The 15,420-nt window shown below is 39.3% G+C and carries 16 protein-coding genes and 2 tRNA genes; 2 read left to right on the top strand and 16 right to left on the bottom strand.

All coding sequences use genetic code 11. The features are described 5' to 3' along the window. Positions 1-31: 31 nt before the first annotated feature. The 13 genes from HUX74_RS04810 to HUX74_RS04750 form a co-directional block, all read right to left on the bottom strand. The gene (locus HUX74_RS04810; protein ID WP_174646299.1) at positions 32-457 is read right to left on the bottom strand and encodes a hypothetical protein; all 426 of its coding nucleotides are present in this window, start codon (positions 455-457) and stop codon (positions 32-34) included. Next, positions 457-975: a hypothetical protein gene (locus HUX74_RS04805; protein WP_174646298.1), complete on the bottom strand. Its 519-nt coding sequence runs from the start codon at positions 973-975 to the stop codon at positions 457-459. Before HUX74_RS04805 ends, HUX74_RS04810 begins: the two co-directional genes overlap by 1 nt. Then, positions 962-1,372: a hypothetical protein gene (locus tag HUX74_RS04800; protein ID WP_174646297.1), complete on the bottom strand. Its 411-nt coding sequence runs from the start codon at positions 1,370-1,372 to the stop codon at positions 962-964. The genes HUX74_RS04805 and HUX74_RS04800 overlap by 14 nt, the downstream gene beginning before the upstream one ends. Positions 1,373-1,386: 14 nt before the next feature. Then, positions 1,387-2,121, bottom strand: coding sequence for a hypothetical protein (locus tag HUX74_RS04795; RefSeq protein WP_174646296.1), 735 nt, complete (start codon positions 2,119-2,121; stop codon positions 1,387-1,389). A 948-nt stretch (positions 2,122-3,069) separates the two neighbouring features. After that, positions 3,070-4,122, bottom strand: a complete 1,053-nt coding sequence (locus HUX74_RS04790; RefSeq protein WP_174646295.1) for a DUF3871 family protein — start codon at positions 4,120-4,122, stop codon at positions 3,070-3,072. Next, on the bottom strand, positions 4,085-4,975 hold the full coding sequence (locus HUX74_RS04785; RefSeq protein ID WP_174646294.1) for an AAA family ATPase: 891 nt from the start codon (positions 4,973-4,975) through the stop codon (positions 4,085-4,087). The genes HUX74_RS04790 and HUX74_RS04785 overlap by 38 nt, the downstream gene beginning before the upstream one ends. An 89-nt stretch (positions 4,976-5,064) precedes the next feature. Continuing rightward, complete coding sequence (locus HUX74_RS04780) at positions 5,065-5,337, bottom strand: hypothetical protein (RefSeq protein WP_004289510.1); 273 nt, start codon at positions 5,335-5,337, stop codon at positions 5,065-5,067. Positions 5,338-5,598: 261 nt separating this feature from the next. Beyond that, a complete protein-coding gene (locus HUX74_RS04775) occupies positions 5,599-7,479 on the bottom strand; it encodes a DEAD/DEAH box helicase family protein (protein ID WP_174646293.1) in 1,881 nt (626 codons plus the stop codon). A gap of 349 nt (positions 7,480-7,828) precedes the next feature. Beyond that, positions 7,829-9,106 (bottom strand): phage integrase SAM-like domain-containing protein, encoded by a 1,278-nt coding sequence (locus tag HUX74_RS04770; RefSeq protein ID WP_174646292.1) that lies wholly within the window; start codon positions 9,104-9,106, stop codon positions 7,829-7,831. A 130-nt stretch (positions 9,107-9,236) separates the two neighbouring features. Then, positions 9,237-9,309, bottom strand: a tRNA-Gly gene (locus HUX74_RS04765). Between the two features lie 9 nt (positions 9,310-9,318). Continuing rightward, positions 9,319-9,401: transfer RNA gene (locus HUX74_RS04760), tRNA-Tyr, on the bottom strand. Between the two features lie 73 nt (positions 9,402-9,474). Further along, positions 9,475-9,969: a 6,7-dimethyl-8-ribityllumazine synthase gene (ribH, locus tag HUX74_RS04755; protein WP_005823623.1), complete on the bottom strand. Its 495-nt coding sequence runs from the start codon at positions 9,967-9,969 to the stop codon at positions 9,475-9,477. 150 nt (positions 9,970-10,119) lie between these two features. Beyond that, positions 10,120-10,803 (bottom strand): tol-pal system YbgF family protein, encoded by a 684-nt coding sequence (locus HUX74_RS04750; protein WP_057282025.1) that lies wholly within the window; start codon positions 10,801-10,803, stop codon positions 10,120-10,122. Between the two features lie 237 nt (positions 10,804-11,040). On the opposite strand from HUX74_RS04750, the gene HUX74_RS04745 reads away from it, so the two are divergent. Together HUX74_RS04745 and HUX74_RS04740 are read left to right on the top strand one after the other, a co-directional pair. Beyond that, positions 11,041-12,153: a DNA replication/repair protein RecF gene (locus tag HUX74_RS04745; RefSeq protein WP_174646291.1), complete on the top strand. Its 1,113-nt coding sequence runs from the start codon at positions 11,041-11,043 to the stop codon at positions 12,151-12,153. Then, positions 12,150-12,440, top strand: coding sequence for a DUF721 domain-containing protein (locus tag HUX74_RS04740; RefSeq protein ID WP_005823615.1), 291 nt, complete (start codon positions 12,150-12,152; stop codon positions 12,438-12,440). Before HUX74_RS04745 ends, HUX74_RS04740 begins: the two co-directional genes overlap by 4 nt. Here HUX74_RS04740 and HUX74_RS04735 read toward each other — a convergent pair. From HUX74_RS04735 to HUX74_RS04725, 3 genes are read right to left on the bottom strand one after another with little or no spacing between them, the layout of a single operon-like run. Beyond that, complete coding sequence (locus HUX74_RS04735; protein WP_117601146.1) at positions 12,433-13,218, bottom strand: histidinol-phosphatase; 786 nt, start codon at positions 13,216-13,218, stop codon at positions 12,433-12,435. The genes HUX74_RS04740 and HUX74_RS04735 overlap by 8 nt on opposite strands. Beyond that, positions 13,215-13,745 (bottom strand): 5-formyltetrahydrofolate cyclo-ligase, encoded by a 531-nt coding sequence (locus HUX74_RS04730; protein ID WP_174646738.1) that lies wholly within the window; start codon positions 13,743-13,745, stop codon positions 13,215-13,217. The genes HUX74_RS04735 and HUX74_RS04730 overlap by 4 nt, the downstream gene beginning before the upstream one ends. Continuing rightward, entirely contained in the window at positions 13,663-15,402 is a 1,740-nt protein-coding gene (locus HUX74_RS04725) for a S41 family peptidase (RefSeq protein ID WP_117601145.1), read from the bottom strand. Before HUX74_RS04725 ends, HUX74_RS04730 begins: the two co-directional genes overlap by 83 nt. Between the last annotated feature and the right edge of the window lie 18 nt (positions 15,403-15,420).

Here is a 15,420-nt window from a genome sequence, read left to right as displayed (position 1 = left end):
GTTTCTTGTTTCTTTCTCATAACAATTTCTATTATTTTAAAATATCACATTTGCTCCAGAAGGTAGAGCCTAAAATAGCATAGTTCTCTTCAACACTCTTATCAACAAAAAATAGTTCAGAGTAAGGGTGTCCCTCATATTCAAAATTGAGTTTGACTGCCTTACACTCCCTAAACTTATTATCACTGCACCAAATAACTTTCTTCCCAACATAATGGAATGTATCTTCCAGTGAAATACTATCTACATAAGCAGGAAGAAAAGGAAGGGAGGGATTATATTCAGGTTTTGTACTTACTGCTTCTATACCATTATTCAACAGAGAATCCCTCTGCTTATCTGTTTTGAAGAAAGCCAAGAAAGTAGGGCTAATCAAATTGTGTTTCATTCTTTTGTCCAGAAGGAATGTAAAGCCTAAACCTTTTACTTGAATAAGTATCTTTGCCTTATTTCTCATTATTGAGCAAACATTTCTTGTGGAAGTTTATAATAATTAGATGGATATCCTGTACTTGCCTTATAATTATCATATTTGATTTCAAGTACACAGAAATCCTCTAAAACTCCATCTACTTCTGCAATTCTAACCTCTCCTTTATCTGTTTTTAGGATGGCTAACTTTGTTTTAGGAAATGAATAGGAATCTCCAATCTTCTCAATACTCCAATATGTACCAGACAATATTTTATGAGTAATATAGCAGTCAGTTCCCACTATGATTTTGTTGCCTTGTTTTTGGGCTGTTATTTGGTCTATTTCATATTTCTGTGGAGGTGAATAATTATAATCAACAAGATATGGTTTCATTATTTCATCTTTACAAATATATGTAATACCATCCCTCAAAAAAGGCTCTATCACATATGCTGTATCTCTTTTCACTATATTTTCCAGCTCTTTATTTTGTTTAGTCTGAACAGAGCATCCTATCATGCAAACAGACAATAAAAGTATAAAATAGCTATTTTTCTTCATTTGTAACCCTCATTTGTTCAAAATCAATAATCCATTTATTCTCTATCAAAAATTGTACCCCAAGTACCCCATGAATCTGTATTCCAGTTTCATCCTGCACTTGTTTTATAGCCTCAGAAGCATCCAAAACAGAAAAGGTGGAAGTATAATCCCTCCCTTCAAAATTGAATGTAGCTTCAATGATAGGGGTTTCTTTGTAGTGTCCCTCTATCCCCATTGTTCTATATGTCCCTTCAAGTAGCTTAAACTCACTCTTAAAATGTTCATATACAAAGTCAAATAGGGTGTTATGAGTAGCACCAGTATCGATCAAGAAACAAAGGTTATTTGTTTTTCTTGATGTCAGTATCAGTGGTAAACCTGCCTTTTGTAGACCAAATGTTAGTGGAAATTCCATATAAAAGATTTTAATTAAAAGGGTAATACTTCAAACCGGTCTTCATCTTGTTGAAAATTTGATAGACTTCCTTCTCTTTCTAACACCCCATTTTTCCAATATCCATATACAATTTTCCTATTAGATGTGTATCTAACAAGCCACCCATTGGTTCCTGAGTAAAATCTATCCCCAACCATCAAATCACCTTGGTTATCAAAAAGAAAGCCCATTGGAGGTTGAATAAATTCAGAATTATCAAATATAGATTTTCTGGTCATTTGAGGAAAACCAAAAAGAATAATTCCTTGTTTATCAAAGATATGTACTAAATCTCCTTTATATATATTCATTTTTTCATTCAGCTGAGTTCTAATCCACTGAACATGAGTGGTCTCATTTTGTATAAGCTGATTATTATTCCACCAACCAAAATGAAATAAACCTGCGCTATTTATTTGTATGCCCCATCCATTCAATTTTCCCTCTTTGAAAAATCCCAATGCCATACTTGAATGATGATTCAAATAACCTAACCCATATGGAATGCCATTTAAAAACCAACCTGAATGAATATCTCCATCTGAGAACTGGTATTTACCAAATCCATTTACTTGACCATGCTTAAACCAACCTGAATAAAAATCTCCATTAGGATAGAAAATTTCTCCTTTACCTGTAAATTCTATCATTTCTCCATTTCTTTTAACTCCTCCAGTATAAATGCTTCCATCAGGGCATCTATATTTTTCAATTTGTTCTAATTCCATAATAATATTCTTTTTTGTTGCCATACTACAAAAAAGAAAGTGTGGTACTTTCCTGCTGAGTCCAAGGTATCACCACAACACCTACAATCACAAACAAGGAAAGCCCACACCTGATGGTATGAGCATTCACTCCCTTACTGCTGTGATTGTTAGTCTTCAAAGTGGTGATTTTAGGACTTCACAAGTAAGAAGCAAACACTTCTTTTTCTAATATGTCTTGTTAAACTTCTATTTCATTAGCAATCATTTGATTGTTTCTGTTGCAAAGTTAGGATTTTCCACAAATAAACAATCATCCGAAGACTACTTTTAATAGGTTTTCAGACCATATTAGCACCATAGGCATGAGCTTATTCTCTTATCTGTCATTAAGGCTCTTGAAGTGGAAAAGTAATAATATACCTCCATATCCACCAGTGGCAAATGTACCATTTATTCTATTACATATCTCTGATTCTCATATCTTTTCAAAATAAAAGCCCCAATTCCTTACAAGAACCGAGGCTTACAACAATAATAAACACAATACAAAGGCTGTTCACCTTTATCTTTCTTTAGCCATTATACACATGAATATCAATCCAATAGTGATATTCAAAATGCCTTTTATCATTATCTCCATGTTATAATCAGTTCAAATACCTTAATACCCAACTACAGCCAGCTACTCCAGAAGGAATAACAAGAAAAGGATGGAGGACATTTCATATCCAATCTTTCTTCCAAACTACCTTCTGGAGCTTGTTTTCCAGTTTTCCATTCAGCCACCATAGAAAATACCCCTTGCTCACTTACTTCCTATATAAATATAACCAAGTAAATGTGAAGTGTCGAATTTTTATTTTCATTCCTATAAGGTGTATCACAAGTTTTTTCGACACTACAGAATTTCCTAACATAATGGATAAATGGGAGCAGATACTCCAGAAGGAAATAGGAAATATAAGATTATTGTATAAACCATGAATATTCATTTTCTCCATACAGAGCCTTATTTAGCCCTTCTGTAAGCTGTGTGGCATTGAGTGACCTATCCAAGAAATTATCTATATAGTTGCTTTTATTGGCTCCAGTGAGCAGATTATATACATTCCACATGGAAATAGCATTCTGATTCTCAGGAAGGGCAAAATTATCATCATTGTAATATGCCTTGGCTACAAGCCCTATCTGAGTATCAGTCATCAGCATTTGAGGAAGTCTTTTCTTCTGTTCAATTGGGAGATATTGGTATAATCTGCTCTTTCCCAAGAACTGTGCAAATTGGCTTTCAGTCATATAACTATCCTTATAAGCACTCATGTAGTATAGGTGCTTGGCTATATTGTATTCTTGAAATAGCCTCATCACTGAACTAAATAAATCAGCAGTGCTCATCACCTTTAATTCTGACTTGTAACCATCAGTAGATACACACATATTACAGCAAACCAAATTTTTAAAACCAATGAATACCTTGAACTTTTCTGCACCTTTCTTACTATATAGATTCTCATGATTATATGCCCTTACTCCACCAATAGTAAGATTCAATCTATTGCCCATTATATCTTCATGGATAGTGGGAATCTCAAAGCAGAACATCATTCTTTCATAGTAAATAGTCTTGTCTGATTCAAGTAAATCCTTCACTGGTTTATGAATAGCTTCGGGTGTTCTGCCTTTAATGACATGGCTTACTCTAATTGCAGGTTCTTCAATCCTCTCATTGGGAAATATCTGATTGGCAGCTTCCCAAACAGTTTCAATAAATGAAGGGTGACTGATAGTTATCTCATTATCCTTGCTGAATACTGGCACTACACATTCTTCCCTTAGATGCTGTATAGTGACTTCTTTGGTATTGGCTTCTATAAAAGGTAATCTTTTGTTTTCCCTTCTGGAGCTGATAATTTCAGTCTCTATAGTTTCAACTGGGGTTTCAACCTCAAACTTTGGCTGATTGAAGGTTTGTATCAACATGTTAGTTCTGTGTACTGGCATTAACTGCATTGCTTCCATAATGTATAAAATTAGGATTATAGTTGATAATAGGTTTATTGTTCTCTTCTTGTAACTGCATCTTCTTCTGCATGAAATCTGATGTAAGTTGCTGATACCATTCTGGGTATTGGTGATAAATGGAGGTAAGTTCTTCAATAGTTTTAGCTTGACTTATCTTCTGCCTTATCATATCCAAGTTTACTCCATTATTACACCAATCCAGTATTATTTGCCCAGTAGTGGGTGTAATAGTAAAGTCTGGCTTACCCATGAATAGACTTGTTCTATCCTTTGATGCAATGGCTTGATGCTTCATGTTAATATCAAGAACTATGGTAAATTCATAGTCTATTCCATCCCTCATGACAGCCTTTAATCCCACTTTCTCAGGAATCATCTTGCCATTTTTTTCACTAAGAACATAATCCTGCTTACACCTCATGGTACAAATAACATGGCTTGGAGATTGTAGAATCTTCTGCATAAAGGCATTAATTCTTGGTGTAATCTTCTGCCAGTTAGTAAATGAATTACCTTGTAGGTTAGCATGATACTCCAGAAGGCAATCCCAGCATTGGGAAATGCTGTCTATGATTATCACCTCCATTTTAGCATCCTCACATATCTTTATAGCTTCAATATAGGTTTCAGGTGTGAAGTTGTCTTGAAGGGGTAATACATTGTAGTTGCCTAAACTGGCATACAAATCAGCACTCCCATTTTCACTGTCAATAATGGCAATTTTGGTCCAGTCATTTGTCAGACCATAGGCTAATAATAGTGCAGAATAGGTCTTTCCTGAGCCTGCACAGCCTTGTAGAGCAAGTTTTATTTTAGCCTGCTTCTTTGATGATACTCTTAAATTTAACATGACTATATTCTATTAATGATTAACTACTTAGAAAAAAAGGCAGTCAGACTATTAATCCAACTGCCCTTCTGGAGCATTTTTATTAGTTTCTATAGAGTTGCCAATGTAGTAGCCCCTCCTTCCCCTTTCTGATGTAACAGAAGGAATATATCTCCAGTTTCAGCAGAGCATACTTCTGAAATGACTGGTATTGTCAGCTCTCCAGTCTCCACCTTCCTTGAACAAGCTCCAGTTTCAAAGCCATAGACAAAGAAACACTTGCCTGTGTGCTCATTTCTTTTCACTTCAATCTTTTCCACATTGTGCTGTGCTTTAAATTCAGCTACACTCATTGTCTTTAAGAACTTCAAGTTTCTTTCCATAATTGTAAATTTATTATTGTTGTAGGGGGGGACTATCCCCACCCTGAATGATAGGGTAGGTGATTGGTTGGAGTGCATAACACTCATGGCTCCAGAAGAGAAAAAAATAAAAAAATAATTTTGGATAGTTCTTTCAAGTCAGTAAAAACAGTTATACTATTACAATGCAATATATATACTAATCCCCTGCTCTCTGATTGAAAACAAGGGATTATGAATAGATGCTGATTCTTACAAATCACATTTTATATAGCACAATATTTAGAATTTAGCATTTTTGACTTTCCAGCCAAAGGTAAAAAATATCTTGTTCAGAATTTCAAAGCCATCAATCCTTTTGCCGAAATCTGATATTTTAACTTTTCTAACGTTAAAATACTGCTTAATGAAACTTGCTTTTGCTGTAATACCTATTCTCAATTTTTGGAAACATAATCCAAGCTGATTTTTTATTTCTTTCAGAGAGTATCTACCGCCTTCTTTAAATGTAATTCTCAACTCCTCTTGTAATGCAGCCTGAGTTTCAGGTGATTTAAAGTGTATCATATTCCTGATTTCAAGTTCATCATACTTCAACTCTGCCACTATTTCATCACCTAATATATTATATGCCAAAGGGATAATATCATTTTGCATTGTAATATCTTTTGCTAAATCTGACATTGCAACTGGATGTTCTTTTCTTTCTACGGAATACATTTTATAAAGTATCTTAAATGCACTTTCACCCATTCCAAAAAAAATATTATTATGTATGTTTTGTTCCCAAGAATTTTCATCTTCAACATCATATCCTGCTTTCAAATATGCTTCTCTTAATGAAATTCCGTTTGAATAAATATTATCAATAGTTTCAAATTTGTACTGTGCATGGGCAATTTTCATTTTATCTATCTCAACTTTTTTTTCTTCTGCATTATAACAAGCAAATTCTTCTGGGTCATCAAGCCTTATTTTTTCTACTATAACAGTTTTCAAATCATCTCTAAGATTGTGATATGCCTCAATTGTCTTTTCAGCACTAACTAATCTCTCATTCAATTTTTCTTCGTACTCTTTTCTGCTTTCGCACATAATTCCTGTGTTATATATATGAAGGATGACATTTCTAAAAGGATTTTCTTTAGTTCTGATTCTTCCAGCTATTTGTACTATATCTGTTGATATATCTAAAAGGGAGCTTTTTGCATATCCTTCGCTTGCAATAACCACTAATCCTGCTTTTGAATAAAAATCTGCTCCATAAAAAGCTGTTTTCGTGCAGAAAGTAAAAGTTTTATTCGTACCACTTGCCTCCCCAATAGTAAAACCCTCTAATTTCTTTTTATTGATTTCATTCTTGGCACATATAATTTTCACTTCATTGGGAGATAATTTGGCTGATTTTATGATACCCCTAATTGCAGATACCGAGTTTACAAAAAAGAAATATTCTTCAACTTTATTGCCTTTTAACTCAAAAGGATGTCCCAGTTTATGATTTCTGATAATGTTGGCAACTATAGCTAATGGATGATTTGATTTTATTCTGAAGGGCATTATCCTGACTGAATTTTCCCATTCTATCTCATATTCAGGCAATCCTTCAAGTTCTGATGGTCTCCATTGATATGGAATTGGGGTTGCAGAAAGATAGGTTACATTAGGCACGTCCTTCAGTGTATGCAATAAATTCCTTATGGCAGCATTTCTGTAAACATAGGCATCCAAAATTTCTTGGTACTCATCCACAACTATTTTGCATTCAATTGATTGCTGTTTCATTACAGCATATACTCTGGGAAAAGAATCATAAGTAACCATTATCTTGATAGGCTGTTTACCTTGACACTCTTTGATATAGTCCTCAATATGATTTTGCCCGATACCTTTTTGCACAGCAAATAATTTGTAGGAACATCTTGTATTGGGATATTGGTTTACTTTATTGATTATCAGTTCTCTTGTAGGACAAGCAACAATAACATTTTCTCCATTTTCCAATACAACAGTAGTTGCTCCACAACCAGTTTCTTTTTTATTCAAAATTCCTGCTGGCAATGTTTCCATAAATTCACTGAGATATACTGCTCCAGTAGGTGCAGTTATCACAGTCTTTCTACCTATCTCATGAGTAGAAAGACCTAATTCTTTTTTTCTCATTTTTTTTGTTGTTAAATTACTAATATTGTCGAAAAACTATTCTACTCCTTTTAAGGAATAAGGTAGAAAATTCGACAAAAAGATATCACTTACTTGTACAGCCACATACAAGCATACATTTCTTTTCTTCCCACGAAAGTTTTATGAATTTTACTCAGAGGTATTGCTTTTTGCCACCTCTCGGAGTACACTAAACAGAATAGCATGAAGCTATTTGTTAGAAAGGGGTTGCAAAGTAATGTCTTTTTATCGACAAAAACAAATAAATTGGGATATTTATTTTTATACGACTAATTATCAGAGATAAAGAATCCCCATAATCCAATTAACTACAGAGATTCTTTTAAGCCTATTTCAACTCTTCACTCCCAAATACATATTGAAGAACCTTCAAGTTTGCTTCATTCTCAATCTTGAAGTCTCTTTCAATGTATATATCTGTGACTTTCATGGCTTCATCTATATGGTTGAGGGCTGAATGGACTGTGTATTTGTCTATGCCTACTTTGTTGACTGCTAAAGTAGCCCATGAGTGTCTTGCTGCGTAGTATTCCAAATCATCTATTTTCAAAAGTTTTCCAATCTCTTTGAGTCCTATATTTATAGCCTTATTGAAGTTGCCAGCAGTTGAATAAGTATGATAGAAATTAAATATTCTATTTTTTGTTTGGTCTTGGTATTTTTCCATTAGTGGTTGAAGAATAGGGGGAACTATAACTTTCATTTTGGCTTTATCTAACCTTCTGTCTTTGGTTTTACTTCTGTAGTAGGTGATTGCTTTTCCTTCCAGTGTAGAGCAACTGTATAAGTCTATTGAGTTCATTCCCATCAGGCAGAAAGATATAATGAAGCAATCTTTGGCTAAATTATATGGGCATTTCTTCTCTTTTCCTGTGTTGTTGTATTGATAAGGTAATTCCCATATCTTTTTGATGGCTTCTGCTGGTATGGCTCTCTTTCTTGTAGCCTCTTGCTTAGGTATTTCTAAGTTATCAAAAGGTGAATTGGGCACTAAGATGATATTTCTATCATAGTCATTATATCTTTTTTTGACTTCATTGTATAGATGTCTGAGGCATCCAATATATAAAGAGAGCATTCTGTTGGAAGGTATTCGTTTTCCATGTTTCTTTAATTCCTCAATTCTTTGGGCTCTTTTTAATTGTAGGTAGTTCATGAAATCTTTTAATAGCTTTTTAGTTATTTGGTCTGTATCCAAGTGTTCTTTTCCAAGATAAGTGATGAAAGCATTAATAGATGTCTGGTAGTTGGCTTTTCCTTTTAATTGAGTAGTTTCCAACCACTCTTTTGAGAACTGAATGAAATCTATGGTAGTCTTTCTTTCATTTTTAACCTTGATGCACTCTATTATATCATTTAAGCTGTAATTGGCTGTTTCCAATGGGAGGGAAGCACATAATTCTTGATATTGCCTAACAATATTATTTGCTTCCTTAATAAACTTGGGATTCTTTATTTTGAATGCCTTGGTGAGGTCTTCCTTCCTTACATAGATAGAAGTAGGCAGTCTTTTGACTTCTCTCTTATAAGTCATTCTGATTTTGACATTATACGTACCATCACTCTTTTGTTTGCCTTTTAATACTTCGGCTTTGATTGTTATCATATCTATTGTTTTTTGGGGAACAACAATAGACCAACAATTACATAATTTATAGTATAATGAAAGGGTGTTTCAAAGAATTCATATAAAAGAAAAGGATTGATAACCTTTTGATTATCAATCCTCTCTGAAGAGCGGAAGACGGGGCTCAAACCCGCGACCCTCAGCTTGGAAGGCTAATGCTCTATCAACTGAGCTACTTCCGCAATTTTTTGTGGGCAAAGATGGATTCGAACCACCGAAGGCGTAAGCCAGCAGATTTACAGTCTGCCCCATTTGGCCACTCTGGTATTTGCCCTTTTGCACTTAAGATTCTATCTCAATTCTCTCATTGAGTAGGTTTGTTTCTCAATTGCGATGCAAAGATACGACTATTTTTGTAAACTCCAAGCAAAATCTATCATTTTTATTGCAGTAATTGCACATTCGTCTCCTTTATTACCTAGTTTGCCACCGGCGCGGTCTTCTGCTTGCTCCATAGTATTGGTAGTAATTAATCCGTAAATTACTGGTACATCGCCACTTGCGTTTAATTGGGTAATTCCTTGGGTAGCACCCATGCAAACATAGTCAAAATGTGGAGTATCTCCTCTGACTACACAACCAATTGCAATAACTGCATCGACTTCACTGTATTCGATAAGTTGGTTGGCGCCGAAAGTCAGTTCAAAACTGCCGGGTACTGTTTTTACCAGGATATTTTCATCTTTGGCTCCATGTTTTTTTAAGGTGTCTATGGCACCTTTTAGGAGAGCACCGGTAATATTATAATTCCACTCAGATACAACGATGCCGAATTTCATTTTTTCCGCGCTGGGTACAGAACTGAAATCGTAGTCTGAAAGATTGTGATAAGCTGTTGCCATAAATAAGGAATTAAGAATTAAAAATTAATAATTGAAAATTAAAGGGAGAGGGGAGATAAAAGAGGCACGGACTACACGGATTCACGGCTATTGTGTCTTTCCGTGTTTTCCGTGTAATCCGTGCCTGAGATGTTTTTATAATAAGGTATATTACTTCTTCAACAGTTTGGCTTGTTCGATATACTTGTCGATATCCATTGCCTGATATGAACGGAAGTATTTATCCTTGATAGTGGTATACGCCTGAATTGCATCGTCATATTTACCTTGCTTTACCAGGATTTCTCCGGCTTGCAGCAGGTAGATGGGGCTGAGGGAGTTGTTGTCGGCTTCGTTGGCGGCTTTCAGCAGCATAGAAGCGGCTTTGTCCAGTTGGCCGAGCTGCGCATAGCAGTTACCCATAGCACCTTTCATGGCAGGAGCTACCATTTGGTCGTCTCCGTCAAAGCTGTCCAATGCTTTTACTGCTTCGTCATATTTGCCGAGGTGTGCATAGCAGAGACCCATATAAGCTTTTGCAAGATTGGCTGCTTTTGTGCCGCTGTATTCGTCTGCTACTTTTACAAATCCGGCAAAACCGATGCTGTCACCGTTCAGTGCTTGTGCATAAGCGTCTGCTTCGAAGTATTCTTGTCCTTTGAATAAGGCAGCTTGTGCTTTTTCTTCACGGGGGTCTGCATAAAGGTTCTTGTACATCACTACACCGGCTATGATGATGATTACTGCTACTACAGCGCCGATGATTGCTTTTTTGTTCTTAATGAAAAAGGCCTCCGATTGTGTCAGTGCATCCTCCACGTTTAAGGCTTCATTCGTCTTTTTTTGTTCTGCCATTTTTATATAATCTTTTTGTTATTATTCTTATTTATCTATTTCGACCCGCAAAAGTAAGTTTTTTATAGCTATCAACGAAATTTAGCAGCATCTTTTTTTGTATTGTATCAGAAAACACTGAAATTATTTCTACTTTTCAATAAGCCGGGCTTCACCTCTGTGTTAAAAATAAGCAGGCTTATTTTGTACTGCTTTTGGTTTTGCATTATCTTTGTAACCGAACTCATCGTTACTATAATGATACTGAAACGTATATCTATACTCAATTATAAGAACTTGGAGCAGGTAGAGCTTACATTCTCGCCCAAGTTGAACTGCTTTTTCGGACAGAACGGCATGGGGAAAACGAACCTGCTGGATGCGGTGTATTTCTTGTCTTTCTGTAAAAGTGCCGGTAATCCCATTGATTCCCAGAATATCCGCCATGATGCCGACTTCTTTGTTATTCAAGGGTTTTATGAGGCTGCCGATGGGACTCCTGAAGAAATCTACTGTGGTATGAAGAGGCGCCAGAAGAAACAGTTCAAGCGAAACAAGAAGGAGTATACGCGTTTGTCAGACCATATCGGCTTCCTGCCTTTGGTCATGGTCTCGCCTGCCGATTCGGAGTTGATAGCAGGAGGCAGTGATGAACGCCGACGTTTTATGGATGTGGTTATCTCGCAGTACGACAAAGAGTATCTGGATGCTTTGATACGATACAATAAAGCTTTGGTGCAGCGGAATACCTTACTGAAGAGTGAACAGTCGGTGGAGGAAGAGCTCTTTCTGGTTTGGGAGGAGATGATGGCGCAAGCCGGCGAAGTGGTGTTCCGCAAACGTGAGGCCTTTATCCGTGAGTTTATTCCTATTTTCCAGTCTTTCTATTCATTCATTTCGCAAGATAGGGAGAAGGTGGGATTAAGCTATGATTCCCATGCCCGCGATGCCTCTTTGCTGGAAGTACTGAAGGAAAGCCGTGTACGCGACCAGATTATGGGCTATTCATTGCGCGGTGTGCACAAGGACGAGCTGAATATGCTTTTGGGAGATTTCCCCATCAAACGTGAAGGATCGCAGGGACAGAACAAGACTTATCTGGTAGCGTTGAAGCTGGCACAGTTTGATTTCCTGAAACGTACCGGGACCACTGTTCCCTTGTTGTTGCTGGACGATATCTTTGACAAACTGGATGCCTCGCGTGTGGAGCAAATCATCAAGTTGGTGGCAGGCGACAGTTTCGGACAGATTTTTATAACCGATACCAACCGCGAACACCTGGACCGTATTCTGCATAAAGTGGGCAGTGATTATAAGATGTTCCGTGTGGAGCAGGGAATAGTTGCTGAGATGAAGGAGGAAGAGGCATGAAGCGAAATAATGCCGAACAGATAGGTGAGCTTATCCGTCATTACCTCAGGCAGGAAAGTCTGGAGTCTCCGCTGAATGAACGGCGGCTTATCAGTGCGTGGCCCGAAGTGCTGGGCCCTACTATTGCCTCCTACACCCGTGAACTTTATATAAAGAACCAGGTACTTTATGTACACCTCACTTCTGCTGCCCTGCGCCAGGAGCTGATGATGGGGCGTGAGTTGCTGGTGCGCAACTTGAACCGTCATGTGGGGGCTCAGGTCATAACGAATATCATATTCAGATGAGCATCCTCAGCTCATCTATTCTTTCAATCTTCAGTTCTTTCAATTCCCGGACTGCCCGGTCATAATACATCGGAGTTTCCAAATCCTTGTTGTCATGCGCATCCAGTCCGATGATAGCTGTACAGCCTTCATTGGCAGCGATTCGCCAGAATTCCGGGCATGGGTAGGTGGATAAGCTGTGCGCTTCATTGTAGGCTACATAGCCTATATTGTATTCCAACGGGACATTCAGGCGTGCAGCAGTGCGGCAGATGTGCCGGCTGATGGTAGTGCAATGGTGGTCGAATCTCGGATAGGAACGCATGAACAAGTCCGGATGGGCAAGGCAAGAGAATAATCCGCTTTCCATACCTTCGATGGCGCTCTCTTCGTAAAGGTCGAGCATATCGCGGCTGTCCGTATGATGGCCGAAGTAGGGGAACTTTTCATCAGTGTGGTAGTGATGGTTTCCGAAGATGATATAGTCCAGTTGGTACTTCTTGATTTGTTCTTTCAGCCAATGGATATATTGGGGGAAGTATTCACATTCAAGTCCTATTCTGATGTCTATCCGGTCGTGGTATTTCTCACGGAGCGTCTTAAGACTCTCCACGTAGCCGGGAAGCTCTTCGGGGAGCATCCGCATGTCGGCTACGTAGTCAGTACGGTATTTCCAGGGAGTGTGGTCCGAAAATCCGAGTATCCGGTAACCGCCTTTGATGGCACTGAGCACATAGTCTTCATCATCTCCGGTGGCATGCATGCAGCGTGTGGTGTGCGTGTGATAATTAGTTTTCATTGCGTTATGATTTCATCCATGCGTATATCAAACGGTTCCGCAGGAACTTCTTCTACGAGTTGAAACGGGAAACAGATGCCGGCTTTGTAGGCTGATGGGATGCGGGGCAGAAGCCGGTCGTAGTAACCTTTACCGCGCCCCAGACGGTTGCCGTTACGGTCGAATGCGACACCGGGAACTACTATGAAGTCAATGTCTGCATAGTCGGTAAATAGCTCGCCGGTTGGTTCTTCAATGCCGTATGCACCGGGTTTCAGGTCTTCCGGTCCGGTGTACAGCCGCAGTTCCAGGTCGTCGCCTACAACTACCGGAAGCAGTATCCGCTTTTCGCGGCTCCACTTCCGGATAAATTCGTGTGTGTCCACTTCGTCTTTGAGAGAGTGATAAAGCAGTACGGTTGTTGCCGCCCTGAAAGCAGGATGTACCTCGAGGGCGGCAAGTATTTCAGCAGACTGACGCGTAGTGGAAGAGCTGTGTCGGGTCTTCAACAAAGCTACCTGCCTGCGCAGTTCTTTTTTCCTTTCCATCATCTTTTGTATCCTCTATGATTGGTGTCGCTTCCGGGGCTTTGGGGAATGCCTCGCCACGTTCCAGAATATCCAATGCCTTCTTGACGGTAGCATCGCTCTGGTTGATGTAGCGGATGTATTGCTCCCTTCCCAGTATGTTATAGATAATGTTGCCGTAAAGGCTTCTTTCCAGTAGCTTGTAAGACTTGTGTATAAGCAGGTTGCGCCGCTTTACTCCCTTGGAGTCTGCAAAACGCACAAACTGTTCCACAATACCCTGATGGCGAAGGTACTTCAACAAGTCTTCTTCATTGTCGTATTCACTCAATTTCGTGCGGTTGCGGTCGGTATACTGGAAGCTGAATTGCAGAATCAGTCCCTTGTTGCTTACTTCTATCAGGTAAGAAGATACTCCGGTGGTGTCTTGCGGAACGAATACGTCCGGCATAATGCCACCGCCGCCGTATACGGGTCTGCCCAAGCCGGTAGAGTAACGTAGGTTTTCGTCCAGTTTGATGCTGTCTTTGGAGAAGAACTCGCCGTGTTCGTAACGGGTAATCCAGTCCATTTCGTATTTGCTGTCCTTACCGTTCTCATAGGGACGCTGGATGCAACGGCCCGATGGGGTGTAATAGCGGGCAATGGTCAGGCGGATGGCGGAACCGTCGCTGAAGTCGATGGGTTGCTGTACGAGTCCCTTGCCGAAGGAACGGCGTCCTACAATGGTCCCGCGGTCATTGTCCTGAATGGCGCCCGCAAAGATTTCGCTGGCCGAAGCGGAGCCTTCATTCACCAATACTATCAGCGGCAGCTTCTGGCAACTGCCGGTGCCGTTGGCATATTCCTCCATACGGGGATATTTGCGGCCGTGGGTATACACTATCAGCTTTCCTTCCGGCAGGAATTCGTTCACCATGCGCGTGGCGGCTTCCATGTATCCTCCGGTATTGTCGCGCAGGTCGATAATCAGGCCTTTGCATTTCTCGTGGCTCAGTTGGGCAATCGCATTCAGCAGCTCCACGTGTGTGGTGCGTCCGAATTTGCTGATTTGTATATAGCCATAGTCATCATCGAGCATATAGGCTGCATCAATGGTGTTTTGCGGGATGTCACCGCGTGTGATGGTGAAGTCGAGCAACTCCTTTTCCGTGGCACGCTTGACGCCTAACTTCACTTGGCTTCCTTTCGGACCTTTCAGGTTGCGCATAGCCTTTTCGTTTGTCAGGCCTTTGCCTGCAAAAAGACTGTCGTTGACCATCACAATGCGGTCGCCTGCCATCAGGCCCACTTTCTCGGACGGTCCGCCGGGAATCACGCTGTTTACGTGTATCGTGTCTTCCTGAATGGTGAACTGGATGCCTATACCGCTGAAGCTGCCTTCAAGTTCGGAATTAACCTCCTCCAGTTTCTGTGCGGGGATGTAGGTGGAGTGGGGGTCGAGTTCCGCCAATATCTGCGGCATGGCCTTCTCTACCAAATCGGTCATGTTGACGGTATCCACATACTGGTCGTCAATAACACGCAGCAAGGCATTCAGCTTGTTGGACGAGCTATTGATGATTCCCAGTTTATTACCGGCAAAATGCCTGGCATAAAACGTTCCGATAAGGATTCCCGCGACTACGCTGATTGCGATGATAAGCGGCATAAAGCGGGAAGTATTTTTTGTACTCATGATGTTTATTTACTATTA

Source organism: Bacteroides sp. Marseille-P8574, from assembly GCF_902825465.1.
GTDB lineage: Bacteria > Bacteroidota > Bacteroidia > Bacteroidales > Bacteroidaceae > Bacteroides > Bacteroides uniformis.
Note: the sequence above shows the minus strand (reverse complement) of the source record. Positions and strands in the feature narration are given on the sequence as shown.